Below are 23,153 nucleotides of genomic sequence, written 5' to 3'. Positions count from 1 at the left end.
TAGCTTGCGCCATGCCGGACTGTTCATTCAGCAGAAATTTGCGGGGGATCTTGATGCGAAGGGCTGTGATGGTTGCGCTTGTCGCTCTGGCTGCGGCGCCAGCTTTGGCGGACGGCGACGCGCTCACCGGAAAATGGCGGGTGGAGCAGGTCAGGGACGGCGGCGCCTTCGACGCCTCCAAGACCTCGTTCGAATTTCTCCCCAATGGCCGGATGGCGGCGACCCTCGGCTGCAACCGGATGATGGGCGAGCCCGCAATCCACGGCGACAAGATCTCGTTCAGCCAGGTGGCGGGAACGCGCATGGCCTGCCCCCCACCGCTCGACCAGCTGGAATGGAAATTTTCCGCCGCGCTGGAAGCGACGCGGACCTATCGGATCGAGGGCGCGAAGTTGACCTTCGCCGATGAGAAAAACGAGCCCTTGATCGTCTTCCGCCGCGCGGATTGACGCCCGGGCGTCGCCTTGACACACTTCGCTCGCCCAGCCGGAAGGAACGCCTTCCGCGCCGCCCCGACGGGAGGAGGCGTCCCTTTGCGCCTCGCGCCTGAAGGACTACGGAAGGACCATCCATGTCGAAAATTGCACGAAGCGCTTTCGCCGCCGCCTTCGTCGGCCTGTCCGGCCTCGGCTTCGCCGGCGTCGCTTCGGCGGAATCGCCCTGGCCCGCCAATGCGAAAATCTATTTCATCGAGCCTGCCAATGGCGCCGTGATCAATGGGAAAGTCACCGTCAAATTCGGCCTTTCGGGCATGGGCGTCGCGCCGGCTGGCGTCGAAAAGCCGAATACCGGGCATCATCATCTGCTGATCGACATCGATGCGCCCTCCGGCGAAAAGCTGAGCCAGTCCATACCGCCCACCGACGCCCATGTGCGCCATTTCGGCGGCGGCCAGACCGAGACGACGCTAGACCTGCCCCCGGGGAAACACACGCTTCAGCTCATCCTCGGCGATTCGGCCCATGTCCCGCATGACCCGCCGCTGGTTTCCGAGAAGATAACGATCGAAGTGAAATAGCCGCGAGGCCTTGCGAGGCGCGATGCGCCGGGGCGGTCTTGACCCGCGCCGGCGCATCGGGCAAGCGATCCGCGCAAGACCAAATCGCGCGAAAAGGGAATATGCGGCATGTCGGCTCAGATCGCACCACAGGAATTTGCGGCCCGGCTTGTTTCGGTCGCCGATGCGACGGAAAAAATGCTGGACGCGCTGCTCCAGCCGCATGGACTGCCCGGGGAAAAGACCCGGCCCGAGCGCCTGCTCGAAGCCATGCGCTATGGGTCGCTGGGCGGCGGCAAGCGGCTGCGCCCCTTTCTTCTGGTCGAAACCGCCCGCCTGTTCGGCGTCGAGGGCCCGGGCGTGCTGCGCGCCGCCAGCGCGCTGGAAATGATCCATTGCTATTCGCTGGTTCATGACGATCTGCCCGCGATGGACAATGACGACCTGCGCCGGGGCCGCCCCACCGTTCACAAGGCCTTTGACGAGGCCTCCGCGATTCTCGCGGGCGACGGCTTGCTGACCTATGCCTTCGACATCGTCGCCGACGCCCCGACCCATCCCGACGCGGCCGTGCGCGCGGACCTGACCGTGATGCTCGCACGCGCCGCTGGCCTCGGCGGAATGGTCGGCGGACAGGCGTTGGACCTCGAAGCCGAGGCGAGCAAGGAGCCGCATACGCGCGGCTTCGTCGCCCTCATGCAATCGATGAAGACTGGCGCACTGCTGCTGTTCGCCGTGGAGGCGGGCGCGCGCATGGGCGGCGCCGACGCCGCGCAAAAGGCGGCGCTCAGCCGCTATGGCGCGGCGCTCGGCGCGGCCTTCCAGGTCGCGGACGACATTCTCGACGCCGAAGGCGACGAGCAGGCTTTGGGCAAGCGCGCGGGCAAGGACGCCGACCGCAACAAGGCGACCCTCGTCGCCGCGCTGGGGATCGAGGAAGCGCGCAAGGTGCGCGACGCGCTGGCGCAGGAGGCCATCAAGGCGCTTGAAGACGGCGGCTTTGGCGGCTCGGGCGCCATTCTCGCCGAAGCCGCCCGCTTCACCGTCGCTCGGAAGTCATGAGCTGATGACCACGGCGCCAGCCCGCCGACTACCCAAGCCCTTCCGGATGATCCGGGCGCGGCCGCGCCTGTTCACCTGCGCGCTGCTTGGGATCATCGTCGCGCTGGCCCTGCCCGCCGACTGGCGCTCGATCACGCGCGGCCTGATTGGCTGGAACGCCATGATCTGGCTTTACATGGGCGCCGCCGGGATCATGATTATGCGGTCGGAACATCGCGACATCCACCGACGCGCCGCCTTGCAGGACGAAGGGCGCCACGCGATCCTGGCGCTGACCGCGCTGGCCTCGACCGTGTCCTTTGGCGCGATCTTCGCCCAGCTGGCCTCGATCAACGAACTGCCCGCAGCGGACAAAGGCCTGCACATCGCTCTGGCGCTGGCCACGATTGTCGGCTCGTGGCTTTTCGTCCACCTGATCTTCGCGCTGCATTACGCGCACGAATTTTTTCTCGTCGCCAAGCCGGACGAGAGCGGGACATGGAATGGCGGGATCGATTTTCCCGGCGTTAAATGTCCGGATTATCCCGATTTTCTGTATTTTTCCTATGTCATCGGCGTGGCCTGCGCCACTGCCGACGTCAATATCACAGGCAGTCCGCTGCGACGCCTCGCCCTCGCCCATTGCGTTCTGGCGTTTTTCTACAACAACGCCGTGCTGGCCATGAGCATCAATATCGGGGCGGGGTTTATTGGAGGGTAAGGGCCTTCGCCCTTACTCTGCCGCGCTGGCGTCTGATTTGCCGCCGAAGCGCCGGGCGACGTAATCCTCGACGATCTTTTCAAAATCCTGGGCGATGCCTTCGCCGCGCAGGGTCATGGCCTTCTTGCCGTCAATGAAGACCGGCGCCGCCGGGGTTTCGCCCGTGCCGGGCAGGGAAATGCCGATATCGGCGTGTTTCGATTCGCCCGGCCCGTTCACGATGCAGCCCATCACCGCGACATTGAGCGTCTCGACGCCCGGATAGACCTTTTTCCATTCCGGCATTCGGTCGCGAATCAAGCCCTGAATGTCGCGCGCCAGCTCCTGAAAGACTGTGCTGGTGGTCCGGCCGCAGCCCGGGCAGGCGGCGACAAGCGGCACGAAGGTGCGGAAGCCCATGGTCTGCAGGATTTCCTGCGCCACCTGAACCTCCAGCGTGCGGTCGCCATTCGGCTCGGGCGTCAGCGAAACGCGGATGGTGTCGCCGAGGCCTTCCTGCAGCAGGATGCCCAGCGCGGCGGAGGAGGCGACGATGCCCTTGGAGCCCATGCCGGCCTCGGTCAGGCCGAGATGAAGCGCGTAATCGGAGCGACGCCCCACCATGCGATAGACCGAGATCAGGTCCTGCACGCCGGAAACCTTGGCCGAGAGGATGATGCGGTCGCGATTCAGCCCGATTTCTTCGGCGCGGGCGGCGGACAGCAAGGCCGAGCGCGCCATGGCCTCGCGCATCACCGCGCGGGCGTCGACGGGACGCGCCGCCCTGGCGTTCTCGTCCATCAGTTCGGTCAGCATGTCCTGATCGAGCGAGCCCCAGTTGGCGCCGATGCGCACGGCCTTGTCATGCTTGATCGCCAGTTCGACGATCGCGCCGAACTGCTTGTCCTTCTTTTCCTTGAAGCCGACATTGCCCGGATTGATGCGATATTTCGCCAAAGCCTCGGCGCAGGCGGGATGATCCGCCAGCAATTTATGGCCGATATAGTGGAAATCGCCGACCAGCGGGACGGAAACGCCCATGGCGTCGAGCTTTTCGCGGATTTTTGGCACGGCCGCAGCCGCCTCGTCGCGGTCCACCGTGATTCGCACCAGCTCGGAACCGGCCTGGGCCAGCGCGGCGACCTGCTTCACCGTGGCGTCAATATCCGCCGTGTCGGTATTGGTCATGCTCTGCACGACGACCGGCGCGCCGCCGCCCACCGTCACCGCGCCGGGGCCTGAGCCAACCCGGACCGCGACGGACTGGCGGCGGGTCAGCGGCTCGGCCGGAATTTCGGTTTCACAGAGCGGCGGGAAAGCAGGTTCGGTCATTGCGTGAGGCTCATGGTCGTCGAAATCCGGCCTTCTATAACAGAGGTTTTTGCCTCGCGCGAATTTTGTCCCGCAAGCGGAATTAGGCGAATTTCGCGGCTGCAATTTTTTCGGCGCCAATTATAGTCGCGGCGAAGCTCATACGCCGCTTCGCACCCAATTCTGTGTGCTTCCCATCTAGGAGCCGACCATGTCGCTTGCCGCCAAGACCGCCGTTGTCACCGGATCCACTTCGGGCATCGGCCTCGCCATCGCCCGGGCCTTCGCCAAGGAAGGCGCCAATGTCCTGATCAACGGCTTCGGCGACGCCGCCGCCATCGAGGCCGAGCGCGTCTCCATCGAGAAGGATTTCGGCGTCAAGGCGATCTATGACGGCGCCGACATGTCCAAGCCGGAAGAAATCGCCGCGATGATCGCCCATGCGGAAAAGACCTTCGGCTCCGTCGATATCCTCGTGAACAATGCCGGCATCCAGTTCGTCTCGCCGATCGAGGATTTCCCGGTCGAGAAATGGAACCAGATCATCGCCATCAACCTGTCCTCGGCCTTCCACGCCATCCGCGCCGCCATTCCGGGCATGAAGGCGCGCAAATGGGGCCGCATCATCAATACGGCTTCCGCCCATTCGCTGGTCGCCTCGCCGTTCAAATCGGCCTATGTCTCGGCCAAGCACGGCATCGCCGGCCTGACCAAGACCGCCGCGCTGGAGCTGGCGACCTTCGGCGTCACGGTCAATTGCATCTCCCCCGGCTATGTCTGGACCCCGCTGGTCGAGAAGCAAATTCCGGACACGATGAAGGCCCGCAACCTGACCAAGGAGCAGGTCATCAACGACGTGCTGTTGGCCGCCCAGCCGACCAAGCAATTCGTCACCGTCGATCAGGTCGCGGCTCTGGCCGTGTTCCTCTCCGGCGACGCCGCGTCGCAGATCACCGGCGCCAATATCTCGATGGATGGCGGCTGGACCGCGGCCTGACCTGACCGCGCGAGGATAGGCATGACGAACGCCGCCGCCCCGACGACGACCAAAAAGGTCAATCTCGCGCTGCAGGGCGGCGGCGCCCATGGCGCCTTCACCTGGGGCGTGCTCGACCGCCTGCTCGAAGACGGCCGGCTGTCCGTCGACGGCATGAGCGGCACCAGCGCCGGCGCCATGAACGCCGTCAGCATGGCCGAAGGCATGCGCAAGGGCGGCCATCAGGCCGCCCGCGACCAGCTGGCGAAGTTCTGGCGCGCTGCGAGCATCGACGGCGGGCTTGCGCCGGTTCAGCGCGATGTCGTCGAAGGCATGGTGAATTTCTGGAACGCCACGCCGATCGCCACCATGTTCCAGCAGGCGGCGGGCATGCTCTCGCCCGCTGAAATGAACCCGCTCAACATCAACCCGCTGCGCAACGTCCTCTCCGCGCAGGTCGATTTCGCCGCACTGCGCGCCAGCGACCACCTGAAGCTGTTCATCGCCGCCACCAATGTCGAAACGGGCAAGGTGCGCGTATTCCACCGCCCCGAACTGACCATCGACATGGTCATGGCCTCCGCCTGCCTGCCCACGGTTTTCCGCGCGGTGGAGATCGACGGCGTTCCCTATTGGGACGGCGGCTATATGGGCAATCCGGTGTTGTTTCCGTTCTTTTACGAGACCGAGACCACCGACGTCGTCCTCATCCAGATCAATCCCATCGTCCGCAAGGGCGCGCCCGGCACAGTCGCCGAAATTCTCGGGCGGATCGACGAAATCACCTTCAATTCGGCTTTGCTGCAGGAATTCCGCGCCATCGACTTCGTCGCGCGGCTGGTCGCCGACGGGCGTCTCGAGGGCACGAACTACAAGTCCATCCGTCTGCATGTCATCGAAGCGCAGGACGAGCTCAACAAGTTCGGCGCCTCCAGCAGGATGCGCTCGGATTATGATTTCTTCCTGCAATTGCGCGATATCGGTCGCCAGGCGGCGCAAAAATTCCTCGACGCGCATCATGACAGCATCGGCGTGTGCGCGACGCTGGACGTGCGGAAAGCGCTGGCTTCCGATACCTCCGCCTGCTGACGACGTCCGTTTCATGTGACGATTTTTCCTGACAAATCAGATCCGTTCCCGCCAAATCGCGGCGCAAGTCTTGACGCGGGCGCCCTGAACGGCCTTAACACTTTCCCGGTCTCCCTTGCGCCGCATCAAGACCGCGACGTCCGCCGGAACCCGTGATGCCGTTGAACCCGAATTTCATTCTCAGCGTCGATCCCCAGCAGCCGCCCGAACCTCTGGCGGGCGCGGTCGTCGCCATCGGCAATTTCGACGGCGTCCATCGCGGCCATCGCGCGGTCATCGCGCGGGCGCAGGCGCTGGCGCGTCGGCTCGGGCGCCCTTGCGCCGTCCTCACTTTCGAGCCGCATCCAGCCGATTATTTTGGCGGCGCCGGCACGATCTTCCGCCTGACCAGCCGCGACGCCAAGGCCCACCGCATGGCGGAGCTCGGCCTCGACGGCATGTTCGTGCTGACCTTCGACTCGGGTCTCGCGGGTCTCGACGCCGAAAGTTTTTTGCGCGAAATCCTTTTGCGGCGCCTGGGCGCCGGCGCCGTGGTGGTCGGCTATGACTTTCATTTCGGCGCGCGGCGCTCCGGCACGCCCGCTTTCCTGCGCGAGACGGGGCCGAAACTCGGCATCGCGGTCGAAATCGTCGAAAAGGTTTTGGCCGACGAGGAAGGCTCGCTCGACGCCGTATCCTCGACGGCCACCCGCGAGGCCTTGCAATGTGGCGACGTTCGCGCCGCGGCCGCCCTGCTCGGCCATTACTGGTCGCTGACCGGCCCGGTCGTCCATGGCGCCAAGCTCGGACGTCAGCTCGGCTTTCCCACCGCCAATCTCGCGGTCGATCCCTCGTGCCACCTGCGTCACGCCATTTATGCGGTCGAGGTCGCGCTCGATGGAGGCGCGCCGCTGGGGCGCCGGCTGAAAGGCGTCGCCAGTTTCGGCCGCCGTCCCACCGTGGACAATGGCCCGCCTCTGCTGGAGGTTTACATCTTCGATTTCTCAGAAGACCTTTATGGCCGGGACATCGAGGTCTATTTCGTCGCATTCCTGCGCCCCGAGGCGAAATTCGACTCGCTCGACGCCCTGGTCGAGCAGATCCGCCGCGATGAGGCGCAAGCGCGAAAAATCCTGGGCGCGAAAAATCCGGCCGTGTGACGCCTTCGGCAAGTCCCGCGGTCCGCGTTATAGTTCCTGCACTTCGCGCCGGCGCCGATTCGCCGGCCCCTCCCTGAGACGAGGAAGACCATGAGACTTCTTGGCCTGGCTGTCGCGATCTTCGGCGTTCTGTCGGGAATCGTCGGGCTTCAGATGGCGGACCCGACGCTCGACCTTCTCGCCGGCGCGAGCCTCATCGTCGCTTTCTGCTGCGAGCGCAGCGGGCCTGTCTCGCGTTTCCTGAAGATCTTCCTCGCACTGTTCTCGGTCGAGACCATCGTGTTCGGCCTCGCCAATTTCGCCGCGCGGTTCGGCTACTGGCCCAAGTCGCTCGAAGACGCCCAGATTCCGCCGACGCTGGCGCTCACGGTGGCCATGTTCGCCATCATCGTCTTCGCGGTTTCTCATGTGCCGGTCGTGCTGTCGCTGACCCGCATCGCCGACCGTTTCTTCAACGCTGACGACGAGACGACGGCGGGCTTCGGGCCGCTGCGCTTCAAGACCATCGAGCGCGTTCTGGCCACAGGCATGGTGGTCTTTCTCGTCGTGCTGAACCAGGCGCAAGTGGCGATCTCCGTGCGGCTCAGCTTCTTCAATCGCGATTTCTTCAACGCCATCCAGGAGAAGAACGCCCCGGAATTCTGGCGCATGCTGCTCTGGGTCTTTATGCCCTGGGCCTTCATTTATGTCGCCAGCATGGTGATCGAATTCGTCGTCAGCTCCTATCTGGTCATCCGCTGGCGGCGCTGGCTGACGCAATTCTACATCGCGCATTGGCTCAAGAACCACGCCCATTACCGCATGTCGCTCAGCGGCGGGCCGGCCGACAACCCCGACCAGCGTATTGCGGAAGACGTCGCGCGCTTCATCGACGGCGGCGGCGAGGGCGGCGCCTTCGGTTACGGCGTTTACAATTATTCGATCATGCTGATCTCGACCCTGTCCTCGCTGGTCTCCTTCGCGATCCTGCTCTGGAGCCTGTCGGCGAATTTCACCTTCCCGGGCACCAATTTCGCCTTCCCCGGCCTGTTGTTCTGGGTCGCCCTGGTCTATGCCGCCGCCGGAACGCTCATCACCCATCTGATCGGCCGGCCGCTCGTGCGGATCATGTTCGGACGGCAGAAGGTGGAGGCCGATTTCCGCTTCTCGCTGGCGCGTCTGCGCGAATATAGCGAACAGGTGGCGCTGTTGAACGGCGAGAAGGCGGAAGCCCTCGACCTGCGCAAGAAGTTCGGGGCGCTGATCGCCAATTACCTCGAAATGATCAACCAGCGGAAGAAGCTGACCGCCTTCACCGGTTTCTACGGCCAGCTCAGCCCGATCATTCCCTATGTCTTCGCCGCGCCCTTCTATTTCGCCGGCAAGATCAACCTCGGCGTGATGACCCAGACGGCGGGGGCCTTCGGCCATGTCGAAGGCGCGCTGACCTTCTTCATCACCTATTATTCCTCGCTGGCGGGCTTTCGCGCCGTGCTCGACCGTCTGACCTCCTTCGACGCCGCGATCGAAGCGGCGCAGACCGAGCAGGGCTTCACCGTCGAGGCGGGCGCGCAGGCGCCCGCGCTGCGCGACGCCGCCATCGCCTTGCCCAACGGCCTGACGCTGCTGGCCGGCGTGGACCTCCCGCTGGAGGCGGGGCGCAATCTGCTCGTTTCGGGCGCCTCGGGATCGGGCAAGTCCACCTTGTTCCGCGCGCTGACCGGCGTCTGGCCGTTCGGCTCGGGCGAGGTTGCGACGCCGCCGCCCGGCCGAATGCTGCTGCTGCCGCAAAGGCCCTATGTCCCGATCGGGCAGCTGCGCGACGCCGTGATCTATCCCGCCGAGGCGGGCCGTTACGACGACAAGGAAATCGCCGCCGCCCTGATCGACGCGCGGCTGCCGCAGCTCGCGGACAAGCTCGATATCGCCGACAACTGGTCGCTGCGGCTTTCAGGCGGCGAACAGCAGCGCCTCGCCATCGCGCGCGCCGTCCTGGCGCGGCCCGACTGGCTGCTGCTCGACGAGGCCACGGCGGCGCTCGACGAGGAGACGGAAGCCGCGATCTACAAGATGCTGGCAGAGCGCCTGCCGCAGACCACCCTGCTCTCCATCGGCCATCGCTCGACCCTCGCCGCTTTCCATACCGAAAAGGCGAAGGTGCTGGACGGCGGCGTCGTGCTGTCGCCCGCGTCCTGACGGGTCAGCGCATCGGCGGCAGCAAAGGCAAGCCGGCCAAGGCATGCAGCCAGAACAGCGTCGCGGCCCAGAGCGCAACGCCGAAGACGACGGCGGCGGCGTCCCCCGTCCAGCCGCGCCCCGGCGCTCGGGTCGGAGGCGCGCGGCGCGAGAGCGATATCCGGTCGTAAATCGCGAAGACGAGAAACGAGCCAAACAGCAGCAGGGCGACAAGATCGCCATTGGCCGCGAGATGCGCCGCCGCCCAGAGGGCGACCGCCGCCAGCATCGGATGGCGCGACCCGTCGCGGATATGGGACGGAAGATAGGCGCTCACGATCAGGATGAAGGCGGGCAACATCAGGGCGAAGGCCAGATGCCTCGCCCCTAAGGGCGGATGCCAGAGCTGGGGATCCGCCGCCGAGCCGCGCGCCGCCGAAACACCCAAGACGATCAAGACTAGACCCAGCCCCGCCGCCAGCGAGAAGCCGAGCTTGTAGCCGCCCTCGCCCAACCGCGCGATGAGCGACGCGCGCCATGCCGGAGCGGTCGGGACCAGATGGGCAGCGAAGAACAGGATCAGGCCGGGAATGAGAAAAGTCATCGCAAATCCTCCGCGCCGCGCGCCGGGTCGCACCGCCTCGGCAGGCTATGTCTTCATTCAGTTCGCCGCGGGCGCAGGCGCGGCCTGCGGCGCCGGTTTGGGGGCGGGGCGCCTGGCCGGTCTGGCGGGCTTTTCGGACTTGTCGCCCCTGGCCGCGCCCTCCTCGCCCGCGAGCCGCGCCTGAAGGCGGAAATCGCGCGCTTCGGTCAGGCGAAGGGAGCAGAAGCCGACCGCCTCCTCGCGATCATAATCCCGGCACACCTGCGCGCGTTCGGAGGAAAAGCCGGCCTGTTCCTTGATCGCCGCCTGGGCCGCCGATTTGTCCTTCTTATATTTGTCGAGCAGCGTGCGAAAATGCGTGCGCATGGCGCGTTCGAGCGCGCCGCGGTCTTTCTCGATGGATTTGATCTGGGTTTCCGAAAAGCTGTTGCCCGCAGGACCCCACAGGCCGGTGGCGTCGATCCGGCAATCGGCCTGCGGGAAGGAGCAGGCGCCATTCGGGCTGCGTGCGCGCACGGCGCCGCTGAGAACGTCGAGCTGCAGCGGACAGGCCGTGGATTCAAGTTCGTAGCGCTGCACCCCATCGGGCGAGCCGAGCGGCTTCAGCCCGATCGGCCCCTCTGCGCCCATGGAAACCTCGCAGGACTGGTTGGGGCGCGAAATCTTGTCGCCGACGGCGGTGAGCCGCGAAATGCGCAGGTCCGCGCCCGATCTTTCGATCTGCAACGCGCCGCGCGCGCCGGAAAGGCTGAACGGCTTGTCGATAATGGAATCGACGGATGGCGGCTTGGCCGCGGCGAAATGGCCGGAATAGGCGCCTTGCGGCGGTGTCGTCGCGCGCGGGGCCGAAGCCGGCGGGGCGATGCTCTGCCCGGCCGGCGTGGGCGCGCCGACGGCGCCCGGAAGTTGCATCTGCGCCCGGGATTGGGTCGTCGCGACGATGAGGAAGAACGCAATGATCGGAAAAATGGGGCGCATGGGGTGGTCATCTTCGGCAGGGCGCGGCCATCTTAACCTCGCCGTGTCCAAGACCCAACCCTCACTTTAAGACCCCGAATGTTTCATTAAATCCCGGCGCGCGAGAAGCGCGCCGGGTTTCGATTCCACGCGGAGCGGTGCGTCAATATTTGGCGAGGATCGGCTCTCCGCCGCCGAAACGATAGACGATGCCGAGTGAAAACAGCCAGGGCTGAAAATTCGTGTGCTGATAGACTTTGGCCGGGAGCGTCATGCCCGCGACATTGATTCCGTTGGCGTATGCCTCAACATAGGCGAAGGTTTTCTTCACGTCGAGGCTCAGGCCCCAGTTGCGATCGATCATATAGTCGGCGCCGCCCTGCAGCACCCAGCCCAGCGAACTGGAGACATGAACATCGTTAAGGAAGGCGTTCTTGTTGCCAAGGGAGAAACCGATTCCGACGCCCGTCCCCAGATAGGGGCGAATCGGGCCGAAATTGTCGAAATGATAGAGCACGGTAATCGGAATGAGCGCCGGTACGATCTGAGCCAGTACGGTGCCATTGGTCAGGATCGGATTGGCCGGGTTGAATCCCTTGGTCTTGTCATTCACGTAATAGGGAATTCCGCCCGAAATATTGACCGAGATATTGTGCGTGACATAGACGCCCGCCTCAAAGCCCGCGGTGGCGATATCGCCGATTGTCGCGCCGACATGCGCCGGAAACGCCGTAAAATTGCCGCGCCGCATGGCCGCTGGATCCTGCCCCCACAGACGCGACGAGCTGGAGTTGAGGGCATAGGTGAAGCCCACCTTGACGAAAAAGGGCTGGAAGCTATCGACGACGGGCGCGGGGGGCGCCTCCTTGTAGCTCGGGAGATCCGCAGCTTGTGCAGTCGTCGCCGCCATCATCGCTCCAAGCGCGGCGCCTCGCCGACGGGCCTTTCTGGTCCATGCCTCGATCATTCATTCCTCCACTGTTTATATTTAAACTTTCTGGCAGAATTCATCCGTCAGCAAATTTTGTCAATTTGGCTCGCAGCGGTCGGCTATCTGCAAATCACCTGTGCGATTATGCCATAGCTCAGTGTTTACAAGCGCTTCCATGCGGCCCCGACTGGCCCATTGCGGCAGCTTGACGAGATTTATTCCGCTGCTCGTTGTAATTTTGTCACGACATGGGTGTCGGAAGGCCCGTGCGCGCCATCCGGCTTGCGAGCGAAATTCCCGAACCCTATATCAGGCGCGCTCTTGCAAGCGGGCGACCTCAACCCAATGTGATCGGAAGTCGGGAACCGGGCGAGGCAACCTCCGCCCAAACGCCCATTACCGGACCGCTTCGGGGTCCGACGGTTCTGCGAAGAAAGGAACGAATTCTCATGGCTAAAGTCATCGGCATCGATCTCGGCACCACCAATTCCTGCGTGGCCGTGATGGAAGGCTCCACTCCCAAAGTCATTGAAAACGCCGAAGGCGCGCGCACCACGCCCTCGATCGTCGCCTTTACCGACGACGGCGAGCGTCTGACCGGCCAGCCGGCCAAGCGCCAGGCGGTCACCAATCCCGAAAAAACTTTTTTTGCGATCAAGCGCCTGATCGGCCGCACCTTCGCCGATCCGATGACCCAGAAGGACATCGGCCTCGTCCCCTATCAGATCGTGAAGGCTGGCAATGGCGATGCCTGGGTCTCGGCGGACGGCAAGCAATATTCGCCGTCTCAGATCTCGGCCTTCATCCTGCAGAAGATGAAGGAAACGGCTGAATCCTATCTCGGCCAGCCCGTCACCCAGGCGGTCATCACCGTTCCTGCCTATTTCAACGACGCCCAGCGCCAGGCCACCAAGGACGCCGGCAAGATCGCCGGCCTCGAAGTGCTGCGCATCATCAACGAGCCCACCGCGGCGGCGCTGGCCTATGGCCTCGACAAGAAGGGCTCCGGCACGATCGCGGTCTATGACCTCGGCGGCGGCACCTTCGACGTGTCGGTGCTGGAAATCGGCGACGGCGTGTTCGAGGTGAAATCGACCAATGGCGACACCTTCCTCGGCGGCGAGGATTTCGACATGCGCCTGGTCGAATATCTCGCGGACGAGTTCAAGAAGGACAATGGCATCGACCTCAAGAAGGACAAGCTGGCCCTCCAGCGCCTGAAGGAAGCCGCCGAAAAGGCCAAGATCGAATTGTCCTCGGCCGTACAGACCGACATCAACCTGCCCTATATCACCGCCGACGCCTCGGGCCCGAAACATCTGACCCTGAAGCTGACCCGCGCCAAATACGAGGCCCTGGTCGACGATCTGATCCAGCGCACCATCGAGCCCTGCCGCAAGGCGCTCAAGGACGCGGGCCTCGCCCCCGGCGAGATCAACGAAGTGGTGCTGGTTGGCGGCATGACCCGCATGCCGAAGGTTCAGGAGATCGTGAAGCAGTTCTTCGGCAAGGAGCCCCACAAGGGCGTCAACCCGGATGAAGTGGTCGCCATCGGCGCCGCGGTCCAGGCCGGCGTGCTGCAGGGCGACGTCAAGGACGTGCTGCTGCTCGACGTGACCCCGCTGTCGCTCGGCATCGAGACGCTCGGCGGCGTCTTCACCCGCCTGATCGACCGCAACACCACGATCCCGACCAAGAAGAGCCAGGTGTTCTCGACGGCCGAGGATTCCCAGACCGCGGTCACCATCCGCGTGTTCCAGGGCGAGCGTGAAATGGCGGCCGACAACAAGGCTCTGGGCCAGTTCGATCTCGTCGGCATTCCGCCCGCGCCGCGCGGCGTGCCGCAGATCGAGGTGACCTTCGACATCGACGCCAACGGCATCGTCTCGGTCACGGCCAAGGACAAGGCGACGAGCAAGGAGCAACAGATCCGCATCCAGGCGTCCGGCGGCCTTTCCGAGGCCGACATCGAGAAGATGGTCAAGGACGCCGAGTCTCATGCGGCCGACGATAAGAAGCGCCGCGAACTGGTCGACGCCCGCAACCAGGCCGAGGCTCTGGCCCATTCCGCCGAAAAATCGCTGAAGGATTTCGGCGACAAGGTCGCGGAATCAGACAAGAGCGCGATCGAGGCGGCTATCGCCAGCGTCAGGACCGCGCTTGAAGGCGAGGACGTGGAAGCGATCAACGCCCGCGCCAACGAGCTGACCCAGGCTTCGATGAAGCTCGGCGAGGCCATGTACAAGGCCGAGCAGTCGGCCGGCGCCGGCGCCGCTCCCGGCGCGCAGGAAGACGTGATCGACGCCGACTTCAAGGAAGTCAAGGACGACAAGAAGGGCGCCTGATCCGCGTAAAATCCAGCAATCGGGCCGGGGCGTCATCGCCCCGGCCGCGTTGCGGATATGGGCTCCCGGGACAAAAAAGGGTTGCGTCGACAAGACGTAACGTCTAGCCCCTGAGGCCGCCGCACGCATTTTTCACCGACCGCAGATCCGGATGGCGTCATCCATGGCCAAACGCTGTTATTACGAAGTTCTCGGCGTCGCCCGCGCCTGTTCCGAAAGCGACTTGAAGAGCGCGTTCCGCAAACAGGCGATGCAGTTGCATCCCGACAAGAATCCCGGCGACAAGCACGCCGAAGCCAAATTCAAGGAAGTCAACGAGGCCTATCAGGTCCTCTCCGACGAGCAGAAGCGCTCCGCCTATGACCGCTTCGGCCACGCCGCCTTCGAGCATGGAGGCGGCGGAGGCGCGGGCGGTTTCGGCATGGGCGAGGGCTTCGCCGCCTCGATGGCGGATATTTTCGACGATCTGTTCGGCGATGTGATGGGCGGACGGCGCGGGCGCTCCACGGGCCGCGAGCGCGGCGCGGATCTGCGCTACAACATGGAAATTACGCTGGAAGAGGCCTTTCGCGGCAAGACAGCCTCGCTGAAAATTCCCACTTCCGTCTCCTGCGACGTTTGCGCCGGCTCCGGCGCCAAGGCGGGCTCCAAGCCGAAGACCTGTTCGACCTGCGGCGGCGCCGGCCGCGTGCGCGCCCAGCAGGGCTTTTTCTCGATCGAACGCGCCTGCCCCGCCTGCCACGGGCGCGGCGAGGTCATCGACAATCCCTGCCCCAATTGCGCCGGCGCTGGCCGCGTCACCCGCGATCGTTCGCTCTCCGTGAACATTCCGGCGGGCATCGAGGACGGCACCCGCATCCGTCTCACCGGCGAGGGCGAGGCGGGCCTGCGCGGCGGACCCTCCGGCGATCTCTATATTTTCCTCTCGGTCAAGCCGCATCCTTTCTTCCAGCGCGAAGGCGCGGACCTTCATTGCCGGGCGCCGATCACCATGGTCCAGGCCGCACTTGGCGGCGAGATCAAGGTCCACGGCGTGGACGGGACCGAGATCAAGGTCAGGGTCGACGAGGGCACGCAATCCGGCCGCCAGTTCAAGATCAAGGGCCGCGGCATGCCGGTGCTGCGCTCGCGCGATTTCGGCGACCTCTATATCCAGGCCAATGTCGAGACGCCGCAAAACCTGACCAAGCGCCAGAAGGAGCTGCTGGCGGAGTTCGAGAACGAGTCGACGAACAAGACTCACCCGGAATCGACCGGCTTTTTCGCCAAAATGAAAGATTTTTTCGATCTGACGTGAGATAAAGCCTGTCGGCTTTCCTTGACGCTTTCGTCAATGTGAGCGAATCTCGGCCCTCCCGACGGCCCCCCGAGGCCCGATAAAAAGGCCGTGGCGAAAAGCCGGGAAAATAGGCAAGGGCAAAAATTGAGCGCGCACAGACGTCAGGCGAAACTGCTTGCCAGCCCGAAGAACAGGATCGACCTACGCCTGAGCGATGAGGCGCGCTTCATTCGCTCCTGGCTGGAAAACCCCCTGCTCGCCGGCGCCATCACGCCTTCCGGCCGCTTCCTCGCCCGCGCGATGGCGCAATGCGTCGATCCCGCCTCCACGGGACCGATCGTCGAGCTAGGCCCCGGCACCGGGCCGGTGACGCAGGCCCTGCTGGCGCGTGGAATCGCCCAGGAGCGTCTGGTGCTGGTCGAATTCGAGCCGACTTTCTGCCATTTGCTCGCGCAGAAATTCCCGAAGGCGAAAATCGTGCGCGGCGACGCCTATCGGCTGGCCGATACGCTGGCCGCCTCCCTTGACGCGCCGCCCGCGGCGATCGTCTCCAGCCTGCCCCTGCTGACCAAGCCGGAAGCGGCGCGCCTGGCGCTGCTGCGTCAGGCCTTCGAGCTGATGGGTCCCGACGGCAGGTTCATCCAGTTCACCTATGGCGTGAAATCGCCGGTCCCGGCCCATCTCGCCGCGAGCCATCATCTCAGAACGCAGAGTCTCGCGCCGATCTGGCTCAATCTGCCGCCGGCGCGCATTTTCGTCTATCGTCACGCCGATTGCCCCCATGCGATCGAACCGCAGCCGGACATGATCGACAAGCTGCTGCGGCAGTCGCGCCGCTTCGGCCGCGAAATCCGCGACGAACTGGAAGTGGCGCGCTCCCGGCTTGCCCCAAAAGGCGGCAAATCCCTGATCGACCCCAAATCGCGGCGCTTCTGAAATTCACGGTCGCGCCGGGCGGTTTTCGCCCCTATAAGGCGGCGTTTTCCTCCCGTGACGGAACCCGCCCATGCCCAGCGCCACAAGCGACAAGCTTATCGTCGCCCTTGATCTTCCCGAGCCCGCCGCGGCCCGCGCCATGGTGGAGCGGCTTGGCGACAGCGTCGGCTTCTACAAGATCGGCATGGAGCTGGCCTATGGGGGCGGCTTCGCCCTGGTTGACGAGCTCGCCCAGGCCGGCAAGCAGGTTTTTCTCGATCTCAAGCTGCACGACATCGGCCATACGGTCGAAAAGGCCACGGCGCAGATCGCGCGGCTCGGCGTGCGCTTCCTGACCGTCCACGCCTTTCCGCAGACGCTGGCGGCGGCGCGGCGCGGCGCCGAAGGATCGACGCTACAGGTTCTCGGCGTGACCGTGATGACCTCCTATGACGACTCCGATCTCGCGGCCGCTGGCTACTGCTATGGCGTGAAGGAGCTCGTGGCGCTGCGCGCGCAACAGGCCAAGGAAGCGGGAATCGCCGGCCTGATCCTCTCGCCCGGGGAATTGACCGCGACACGCGCGCTGGTCGGCAAGGAGCTGCTGCTGGTGACCCCGGGCGTGCGCCCCGCCGGCGCTGCGCTCGGCGACCAGAAAAGGGTCGCGACGCCAGCCGAAGCCTTTGCACGCGGCGCGGATCATATCGTCGTCGGACGGCCCATTCTGGCGGCGCAGGACCCGCGCGAGGCGGCGCTCGCCATCCAGCGCGAAATCGCACAAGTCCGCGCCTGACTTGATCCGTCCAGAGCCGAAAGGAGAAAAAAACGCCGGGCGTACCTCCGGCCCGGCGTCACGTCCTGAGTACTGGGGGACAGCGCCTTTGGACAGTCCGGACCTTAGCCGCCGATCATGACCCGGAAATGACAGCATTCCGTCGGCCGTCAGACCGGCCATAAGCCTTTTCGCCAAGGGCGGCCCGTTAAGCCTCCATCGATCCGACAGCTTTTGCCTTGGCGCGAAAAAGCCTATAGAGCGGCCCTATCGTCACAGTGCGGGGGATCGGACCCTCCTCCGCGCCATTGGTTCTTTTCCGGTCCGGAGACATCGCAATGGCTGAGATGCGTCTTGTCGTGGTCGGCGCCGCCGGGCGCATGGGCCAGATGCTCGTCAAGACGATCGCGGCGACCGAAGGCGCGGTCCTCTCCGCCGCTTTGGAGCGCCCCGGCTCGGCCGCGCTCGGCCGCGACGCCGGCGCGCTGGCCGGCATTGACGCGCTGGGCGTGCCCGTCACCGACGATCCGCTCGCCGCGCTGCTCAATGCCGATGGCGTGATCGACTTCTCCGCCCCCGCCGTAACGGTCGAGATCGCGGCCCTCGCCGCGCAGGCGCGCATCGTCCATGTCGTCGGCACCACCGGCATGAGCGCCGAGGACATCGGCAAGCTGGAGGCCGCCGCGCGCCACGCCGTCATTGTCCGCTCGGGCAATATGAGTCTCGGCGTCAATCTGCTGGCCGGACTGGTCCAGAAAGTCGCAGGCACGCTCGGCATCGACTGGGACATCGAAATTCTGGAAATGCACCACCGCATGAAAGTGGACGCGCCCTCGGGCACCGCGCTTCTCCTGGGCGAAGCGGCGGCAAAGGGCCGCGACATCGCCCTCACGGAACATTCCGTCCGCTCGCGCGACGGACATACCGGCGCGCGCAAGGCCGGCGATATCGGCTTCGCCACTTTGCGCGGCGGCACGGTCGTCGGCGATCATTCCGTGATCTTCGCTGGCGCGGGCGAGCGCATCGAACTGATCCACCGGGCCGAGGATCGCGGCATTTTCGCCCGCGGCGCGGTCCAGGCGGCGCTTTGGGGACGCGGCCGCAATCCGGGCCTCTATTCCATGGCCGACGTGCTCGGAATTTGAACTGGCTTTTGATTTCTGTCACGGCGCCGGGGCGGCAAATCATAGCAATGAACGCGACAACGCCGCGACCCGGCGGTTTCGCATAAAACGGAAGCCGCCCAGCGCGGCGCAAGCGATTTGATAGCCAGGAGAAACAAGTGTCCGAACGCCTTCTTGTGCTCGTCCGCCACGGTCAGAGCGATTGGAACCTGAAAAACCTCTTCACTGGCTGGAAAGATCCCGGTCTGACCGAACAGGGGATTGACGAGGCCAAGGCCGCCGGGCAGCGGCTGAAGGCGCTCGGCCTGAGCTTCGACACCGGCTTCACCTCCGACCTCACTCGCGCCCAGAATACGATGAAGCTGATCCTCGCCGAACTCGGCCAGAGCGATCTGCCCGTGACCCGGGATCAAGCGCTCAACGAGCGCGATTACGGCGACCTTTCGGGCCTCAACAAGGACGAGGCGCGCAAGCAGTGGGGCGAGGACCAGGTCCATCTCTGGCGCCGGTCCTATGACGTGCCCCCACCCGGCGGCGAGAGCCTGAAGGACACGGTCGCCCGCGTGCTGCCCTTTTACAATCAGGAAATCCTGCCCGCCGTCCTGCGCGGAGAGCGCACCATCGTCGCCGCCCATGGCAATTCGCTTCGCGCCCTGGTGATGGTGCTCGACCGCCTGACGCCGAAAACGATCCCCTCGATGGAGTTGGCGACCGGCGTGCCGCTGGTCTACCGCCTCAAGGCGGATTCGACCGTCGAGTCGAAACAGGTTCTGACGGCCTGAGCTTTTTCATTCCGCCCGGCGCAGGGTCAAATTGATCCGGCCGGGCGGCGTCAGCAGAGTTGACGTTCCAGGCAGGATTCTGTCCACGCCATGGAACATCTTCCGCGCCGGGCCGCCGAAGATGACAACATCGCCCGAATCGAGGCGGATCGTTGCGCTCGGGTCGCGACGCGAGTCGCCGCCGAAGCGGAAGCGGCAGGACAGCCCCAGCGACAGCGACAGGATCGGCGCAGAAAAATCCGTCTCGTCGCGATCCTGATGCGGCCCCATCCGGGCGGTCTCGTCATAATAATTGATCAGGCAGGCGTCCGGCTCGACCGCGCATTCGGCGAAATCGCGCCACAGCCGAAGCACGCTCTCCGGCATGGGCGGCCAGGGCCGGCCCGTTTCGGGATGATGGGCCTGATAGCGATAGCCGGAAAGGTCCGACACCCAGCCGAGCGGCCCGCAATTGCTCATGCGGACGGAAAATTCCTTGCCGGTGCGCGGCATTTTCGGCCGGAACAAGGGCGCCTCGCGCAGGATCGCGCGAAGTTCGCCGAGCAGCGCCTCCTGATCCGCCCGGTCGAGCGCCGTCTTGTAAAGGCGCAGACCGGGCTTCAGCAGGAGCATGGATCGGTTCGGCTTTGCGCCGCCCTTAATTGGCCTTGGCGCCGCCCTTGGCCACGCCGACCTTGGCCGGGCGCAGAACCCGCTCGCCAATGGCGAAGCCTTCTTCGACCACATGCGCGACCGTGCCGGGCGGAACGGTTTCGTCATGGGCCTCGTACAGCGCCTCGTGGAAATTCGGATCGAATTTCTGGCCCTTCGGCTCCAGCTTGCGCACGCCGTGACGGGTCAGCCGGGAGAGGAAATCGCGTTCGGTCAGCTCGATGCCCTCGACAAAGGCCTTCAGCGCATTGTCGGCGGCCTCGCGGACTTCCGCCGGCACATTGTCGAGCGCGCGCCGCAAATTGTCGGCGAAGGTGAGCATGTCGCGGGCGAGCGAGGTCACGCCATAGGCCTTGGCGTCGGCGACTTCCTTCTCCGTCCGGCGGCGCAGATTCTCCATCTCCGCCAGCGTGCGCAGCACCTTGTCCTTGAGGCTGGCGTTTTCCGCGATCAGGGCCTGCACGGCCGCGGCGTCACGCTCCGCGTCGCCCTGGGCCGGAGCCGTGTCGGCGGAGGTCTGGTTCTCCGGGTCGCCATCCGTTTGCGAAAGCTTTTCGTTCTGCGGATTATTGCCGTCGTTCATCATTCAGCCTTTTGGTTGCAGCCCTTTGGTTGCTTTCGCCTGCATATCGGTCGGGAGGCGGCAAAAATCAAGCTTTCTGCTTGGTGTTGAACACGTCCATCAAATTGCGGCGGACCGCGCCCTGACGCGCCGGATTGACCACCTTGGCGCCCGTCAGATCGCTGACATAAAAAGTATCGACCGCCTTCTCGCCGAAGGTCACGATATGGGCCGACGCGATGTTGAGGTTGAGCTTGGACAAAGCGAAGGTCAGATCGTAGAGCAGGCCCGGCCGGTCGAGGCCGGAGACTTCGACGACGCTGTACATATGGGACAGGCTGTTGTCGATGACGACGTCGGGCGGCACGTTGAAGGTTTCCCCGTGCGAGGGCGCGTTTCCCGCCTTGGCCGCGACGATTTCGCTGAGTCTGATCTCGCCGCGCAAAGCCTGTTCGATCGCGCGCGCGATCCGTTGCCCGCGCCGAAGCTCGTCTTCGTCGCGCTCGAAGGCGCGGGAAATCGAGATGGTGTCCAGCGCCAGCCCATCCGTCGTCGTGAAGATCTGGGCGTCGACGATATTGGCGCCGGAGGCGGCGCAGGCGCCGGCGATGATCGACAGCAGGCGCGGATGGTCCGGCGCGATCACGGTAAGTTCGGTAATGCCGCGGAAGGCGTCGGTCGCCACCTCCGTCGCCAGCGAATTCATCTCCACCGCGCTGGCGTGCAATAGCTGCGCGTGTTCGATGCGGTGGGGCAAATCGACCTTGAGCCAATAGGCCGGATAATGCCGCGCCGCATAGTCGTCGAATTCGTGATCGGGCCAGGCGGGGAGTTTCGCGCGCAGCTCCTCCTGCGATTTCTTCACGCGGCGCCGGCGATCGACCGAGGAATGGCCGCCGGCCAGAACGACTTCGGTTTCCCAATAGAGCGTGCGCAGCAATTCGCCCTTCCAGGCGTTCCAGACGCCCGGGCCGACCGCGCGAATGTCGCAGACGGTGAGAACCAGCAGCATCTTGAGCCGCTCGATCGTCTGCACGACCTTGGCGAAGCCCTCGATCGTGCGCGGATCGCCGAGGTCGCGGCTCTGCGCGATATTGGACATGATCAGGTGGTTTTCGACCAGCCAGGCGACGGCTTCCGTCTCCGCGCTACTCAGGCCGAGGCGCGGGCCGAGCTTGCGGGCGATCTCGGCCCCCACGATGGAATGATCTTCCTTGCGGCCCTTGGCGATGTCATGCAGCAGCATGGCGACGTAAAGCGCGCGGCGATGGCTGATCGTCGGCATGATCGAACTGGTCAGCGGCAGTTCGGCGATGGTCTCGCCCGCATCGACCGCCGCGAGCTGGCCGAGCGCGCGGATCAGATGCTCGTCCACCGTATAATGGTGGTACATGTTGAACTGCATCATCGCGACAATGCGCCCGAAATCCGGGATGAAACGGCCGAGCACGCCGGCCTCGTTCATCAGGCGCAGGGCGCGCTCGCTCGATTTCGGCGAGGTCAGGATTTCCAGGAACAGCCGGTTGGCTTCAGGATCGGCGCGCAACTGGTTGTCGATGCGCGGCAGGGACTGCGTCACCAGGCGCAGCGCGTCCGGATGGATCGGCAATTCATTGCGCGCCGCGACATGGAACAGCCTGATGAGATTGATCGGCTCCTTGGCGAAGATGTCGGTCGAGGCGACCGTGACGCGATCCGTTTCGAGCGCGAAGGGACCCAGGTCGCGCGGCTTGGCGCGGCGGCGCAATTTGCCGACGAAGCGGTCGAACACCGCGCGCGGCTTGGCCTGACGTTCTTCCAGCGCCGCGCAGACGATATTGGTCAGGTCGCCGACCTGTTTGGCGACGGTGAAATAATGCTTCATGAACCGTTCGACGGCCGAAAGGCCGCCGCGCGCAGTATAGCCGAGCTGGGCGGCGACCTGGCGCTGCAGTTCGAAACTCAGGCGCTCCTCGGAGCGCCCGGTCAGGAAATGCATGAAACAGCGGACCTTCCACAGGAAGGTCTCGCACCGGCGGAACAGCCGCAATTCGTTTTCGCTGAACAGCCCGACGCCAACGAGGGCTTCGGCGTCGCTCACTCGATAAGCGTATTTCGCGATCCAGAACAAGGTGTTGAGATCGCGCAACCCGCCCTTGCCCTCCTTGACGTTGGGCTCGACCAGATAGCGCGACGAACCCGCGCGCTGGACCCGCTGGTCGCGTTCGGCGAGCTTGGCCGCGACGAATTCAGGGGCCGTATTGCGGACGATTTCCTGATCGAACCGCGCCAGCAGATTGTCGAGCAGGGCGCGGTCGCCCAGCAGGAAGCGGCATTCGAGCAAGGTCGTGCGGATGGTCATGTCGGCCTTGGCCTGCCGAAGGCATTCGTCGATGGTTCGGGTCGCGTGCCCGACCTTCTGCTTCAGGTCCCAAAGCAGGTAAAGCATGGATTCGACCACCGCCTCTTCGGCCCCGTGGCCGCGGCTCGGCAGCAGGAACAACAGGTCGATGTCCGAACCCGGCGCCAGCGCGCCGCGGCCATAGCCGCCGACGGCGACGACGCAGAGACGTCCCGTCTGCGCTTCCGGATGGATAAATTTCACCACGCAGGAATGGATGGCGCGGATGATCTCATCCTCAACGAAGGCGAGATGCGCGGCGCAAGCAAGACCCGAACCCTTTTCCTCCAGCGTGGTCCGCGCGGTCGCTGACCCCTGGGCGAGACATTCCGCCAGCGCGTCGACCGCCGCCTTCCGGAATTCCGGCGTAACGCCGCCGTATTTTTCCGCGAGCTTGGCGATCCGGGCGTCGAGCGCGGCGCGGTCAATCAGGGCCTTCATCGG

21 protein-coding genes are annotated in these 23,153 nt (G+C 64.8%); 14 read left to right on the top strand and 7 right to left on the bottom strand.

The window, feature by feature from the left end; all coding sequences use genetic code 11:
- Window positions 1-68: 68 nt before the first annotated feature.
- From QM467_RS10030 to QM467_RS10015, 4 genes are all read left to right on the top strand, one after another.
- Window positions 69-449 (top strand): META domain-containing protein, encoded by a 381-nt coding sequence (locus tag QM467_RS10030; RefSeq protein ID WP_283366168.1) that lies wholly within the window; start codon window positions 69-71, stop codon window positions 447-449.
- Window positions 450-571: 122 nt separating this feature from the next.
- Window positions 572-1,018: a DUF4399 domain-containing protein gene (locus QM467_RS10025; protein ID WP_283366167.1), complete on the top strand. Its 447-nt coding sequence runs from the start codon at window positions 572-574 to the stop codon at window positions 1,016-1,018.
- Window positions 1,019-1,126: 108 nt separating this feature from the next.
- Window positions 1,127-2,059, top strand: coding sequence for a polyprenyl synthetase family protein (locus QM467_RS10020; protein WP_283366166.1), 933 nt, complete (start codon window positions 1,127-1,129; stop codon window positions 2,057-2,059).
- A 4-nt stretch (window positions 2,060-2,063) separates the two neighbouring features.
- Window positions 2,064-2,759, top strand: a complete 696-nt coding sequence (locus QM467_RS10015; protein ID WP_283366165.1) for a DUF1345 domain-containing protein — start codon at window positions 2,064-2,066, stop codon at window positions 2,757-2,759.
- Between the two features lie 12 nt (window positions 2,760-2,771).
- Here QM467_RS10015 and ispG read toward each other — a convergent pair whose 3' ends face one another.
- Entirely contained in the window at window positions 2,772-4,070 is a 1,299-nt protein-coding gene (gene ispG / locus QM467_RS10010) for a flavodoxin-dependent (E)-4-hydroxy-3-methylbut-2-enyl-diphosphate synthase (RefSeq protein WP_283366164.1), read from the bottom strand.
- 190 nt (window positions 4,071-4,260) lie between these two features.
- Between ispG and QM467_RS10005 the strand changes: the two genes are divergently transcribed.
- From QM467_RS10005 to QM467_RS09990, 4 genes are all read left to right on the top strand, one after another.
- Window positions 4,261-5,046, top strand: coding sequence for a 3-hydroxybutyrate dehydrogenase (locus QM467_RS10005; protein ID WP_283366163.1), 786 nt, complete (start codon window positions 4,261-4,263; stop codon window positions 5,044-5,046).
- A 21-nt stretch (window positions 5,047-5,067) separates the two neighbouring features.
- The gene (locus QM467_RS10000) at window positions 5,068-6,114 is read left to right on the top strand and encodes a patatin-like phospholipase family protein (RefSeq protein WP_283366162.1); all 1,047 of its coding nucleotides are present in this window, start codon (window positions 5,068-5,070) and stop codon (window positions 6,112-6,114) included.
- 155 nt (window positions 6,115-6,269) lie between these two features.
- On the top strand, window positions 6,270-7,253 hold the full coding sequence (locus QM467_RS09995) for a bifunctional riboflavin kinase/FAD synthetase (RefSeq protein ID WP_283366161.1): 984 nt from the start codon (window positions 6,270-6,272) through the stop codon (window positions 7,251-7,253).
- A 90-nt stretch (window positions 7,254-7,343) separates the two neighbouring features.
- The gene (locus tag QM467_RS09990; RefSeq protein WP_283366160.1) at window positions 7,344-9,428 is read left to right on the top strand and encodes an ABC transporter ATP-binding protein/permease; all 2,085 of its coding nucleotides are present in this window, start codon (window positions 7,344-7,346) and stop codon (window positions 9,426-9,428) included.
- Between the two features lie 4 nt (window positions 9,429-9,432).
- On the opposite strand, the gene QM467_RS09985 is transcribed toward QM467_RS09990, so the two are convergent.
- From QM467_RS09985 to QM467_RS09975, 3 genes are all read right to left on the bottom strand, one after another.
- Window positions 9,433-10,011 carry an NnrU family protein gene (locus tag QM467_RS09985; RefSeq protein WP_283366159.1) on the bottom strand — a complete coding sequence of 193 codons (579 nt, stop codon included), beginning with the start codon at window positions 10,009-10,011 and terminating at the stop codon, window positions 9,433-9,435.
- A gap of 57 nt (window positions 10,012-10,068) precedes the next feature.
- Window positions 10,069-10,989 (bottom strand): hypothetical protein, encoded by a 921-nt coding sequence (locus tag QM467_RS09980; RefSeq protein WP_283366158.1) that lies wholly within the window; start codon window positions 10,987-10,989, stop codon window positions 10,069-10,071.
- Window positions 10,990-11,131: 142 nt separating this feature from the next.
- Window positions 11,132-11,935 (bottom strand): OmpW/AlkL family protein, encoded by an 804-nt coding sequence (locus QM467_RS09975; RefSeq protein ID WP_283366157.1) that lies wholly within the window; start codon window positions 11,933-11,935, stop codon window positions 11,132-11,134.
- A gap of 413 nt (window positions 11,936-12,348) precedes the next feature.
- On the opposite strand from QM467_RS09975, the gene dnaK reads away from it, so the two are divergent.
- The 6 genes from dnaK to QM467_RS09945 all read left to right on the top strand — a co-directional run bounded on the left by dnaK (window position 12,349) and on the right by QM467_RS09945 (window position 19,116).
- Window positions 12,349-14,244, top strand: coding sequence for a molecular chaperone DnaK (dnaK, locus tag QM467_RS09970; RefSeq protein ID WP_283366156.1), 1,896 nt, complete (start codon window positions 12,349-12,351; stop codon window positions 14,242-14,244).
- A gap of 163 nt (window positions 14,245-14,407) precedes the next feature.
- Entirely contained in the window at window positions 14,408-15,541 is a 1,134-nt protein-coding gene (dnaJ, locus tag QM467_RS09965) for a molecular chaperone DnaJ (protein ID WP_283366155.1), read from the top strand.
- Between the two features lie 126 nt (window positions 15,542-15,667).
- A complete protein-coding gene (locus QM467_RS09960; protein ID WP_283366154.1) occupies window positions 15,668-16,459 on the top strand; it encodes a class I SAM-dependent methyltransferase in 792 nt (263 codons plus the stop codon).
- Window positions 16,460-16,529: 70 nt separating this feature from the next.
- Window positions 16,530-17,231, top strand: coding sequence for an orotidine-5'-phosphate decarboxylase (pyrF, locus tag QM467_RS09955; protein WP_283366153.1), 702 nt, complete (start codon window positions 16,530-16,532; stop codon window positions 17,229-17,231).
- Window positions 17,232-17,557: 326 nt separating this feature from the next.
- Window positions 17,558-18,355 carry a 4-hydroxy-tetrahydrodipicolinate reductase gene (gene dapB / locus QM467_RS09950; protein ID WP_283366191.1) on the top strand — a complete coding sequence of 266 codons (798 nt, stop codon included), beginning with the start codon at window positions 17,558-17,560 and terminating at the stop codon, window positions 18,353-18,355.
- A gap of 137 nt (window positions 18,356-18,492) precedes the next feature.
- A complete protein-coding gene (locus tag QM467_RS09945) occupies window positions 18,493-19,116 on the top strand; it encodes a 2,3-bisphosphoglycerate-dependent phosphoglycerate mutase (RefSeq protein WP_283366152.1) in 624 nt (207 codons plus the stop codon).
- A 6-nt stretch (window positions 19,117-19,122) separates the two neighbouring features.
- On the opposite strand, the gene QM467_RS09940 is transcribed toward QM467_RS09945, so the two are convergent.
- The 3 genes from QM467_RS09940 to QM467_RS09930 form a co-directional block, all read right to left on the bottom strand.
- Entirely contained in the window at window positions 19,123-19,728 is a 606-nt protein-coding gene (locus tag QM467_RS09940) for an alpha-ketoglutarate-dependent dioxygenase AlkB (protein ID WP_283366151.1), read from the bottom strand.
- Window positions 19,729-19,753: 25 nt separating this feature from the next.
- A complete protein-coding gene (grpE, locus tag QM467_RS09935) occupies window positions 19,754-20,350 on the bottom strand; it encodes a nucleotide exchange factor GrpE (protein WP_283366150.1) in 597 nt (198 codons plus the stop codon).
- Window positions 20,351-20,417: 67 nt separating this feature from the next.
- Window positions 20,418-23,150, bottom strand: coding sequence for a [protein-PII] uridylyltransferase (locus tag QM467_RS09930; protein ID WP_446737760.1), 2,733 nt, complete (start codon window positions 23,148-23,150; stop codon window positions 20,418-20,420).
- Window positions 23,151-23,153 lie beyond the last annotated feature (3 nt).

It is taken from the genome of Rhodoblastus sp. 17X3 (genome assembly GCF_030056575.1).
Classification (GTDB): domain Bacteria; phylum Pseudomonadota; class Alphaproteobacteria; order Rhizobiales; family Beijerinckiaceae; genus Rhodoblastus.
This window is presented reverse-complemented; position numbering and strand designations above follow the sequence as displayed.